The sequence below is a fragment of the Pigmentiphaga sp. genome, assembly GCF_033795525.1.
Taxonomy (GTDB): Bacteria; Pseudomonadota; Gammaproteobacteria; order Burkholderiales; family Burkholderiaceae_B; genus Pigmentiphaga.
The window spans coordinates 1-1009 of sequence record NZ_JARYGM010000023.1 but is presented as its reverse complement, the minus strand read 5'-3'; the positions used below and the strand labels follow the sequence as shown (position 1 = coordinate 1009).

General features: G+C 65.3%; 2 protein-coding genes. Both read right to left on the bottom strand.

Translation table 11 applies throughout. The features are described from left to right. Positions 1-57 precede the first annotated feature (57 nt). The gene (locus QHC78_RS21030) at positions 58-870 is read right to left on the bottom strand and encodes a 2-keto-4-pentenoate hydratase (RefSeq protein WP_208634577.1); all 813 of its coding nucleotides are present in this window, start codon (positions 868-870) and stop codon (positions 58-60) included. 5 nt (positions 871-875) lie between these two features. Next, positions 876-1009: aldehyde dehydrogenase family protein (locus tag QHC78_RS21025; protein WP_319748094.1), on the bottom strand; the 134-nt coding region annotated here is incomplete at its 5' end.

Here is a 1009-nt window from a genome sequence, read left to right as displayed (position 1 = left end):
CCGGAACCGATGATCGCGCATTTGATCTTCGACATTCGTAAATCTCCCAAAGCGCCTTCAGGCGCCCGCTTCGAAAAAAGCTTTGACGGTGCCGACACCGTTGATCCGCGCCTCGACCACGTCGCCGGCCGCGACGCCGGCCATCGGGCCGAGCGCGCCGCTGAGGATCACGTCGCCCGCCTTGAGCGGCCGGCCGGCCTTCGCCATCACCTGCGCAAGCCACAAGGCCGCGCTGATCGGGCTGCCGAGGCAGGCGACGCCCGCACCGACCGAGATCGGATCGCCGCGGCGCTCCATCACCATCCCGCAGGTGCGCAGGTCGAGCCCGTCAAGCTTCTTGGGAACGGCCCCCAGAGTGTACACCCCGCTCGACGCATTGTCGGCGATCGTGTCCCAGATCTTGATATCCCAATTGGCGATGCGGCTGTCGACGATCTCGATCGCCGGCACGACATATTCGATCGCGCGCAGCATTTCGGCGGTGGTCACGTCGGGATCGTCGAGGTCGCGCCCGATCACCAAAGCGATCTCCGCCTCGACCTTGGGCTGCACCACGCGCGTCAGCAGGATCGGCTGGCCTTCGGGCACGTCCATGTCCGCATAGAGCATGCCGTAGTCGGGCTGGTTGACGCCGAGCTGCTTCTGCACCGACTTCGACGTGAGCCCGGTCTTGCGGCCCACCAGCCGGCGGCCGTTGGCAAGATAGTGCGTCGTATTGGCGTCCTGCACCGCATAAGCGGCCTCGACGCCGCCGGCCGAGATCAGATCCCGGATCGGCGGGCCAGGATTCATCGTCTCGGCGGCGTGCCTCAACTGGGCCGCGGCCTTGTCGATGTTGCTTCTATCGAATGTGACTTCCTGATCAGCCATGGCGCTCACAACTTCACGCAGATGTTTTCGATCTCGGTGTAGAATTCGAGGCTGTGCACCCCGCCTTCACGGCCGATGCCGGATTGCCCGGCGCCGCCGAAGGCGGTGCGCAGGTCACGCAGGAACCAGCAGTTCACCC

Coding starts and splice junctions, on each gene's coding strand:
- QHC78_RS21030 (WP_208634577.1), bottom strand. CDS start 870: ATGGCTGATCAGGAAGTCACATTCGATAGAAGCAACATCGACAAGGCC.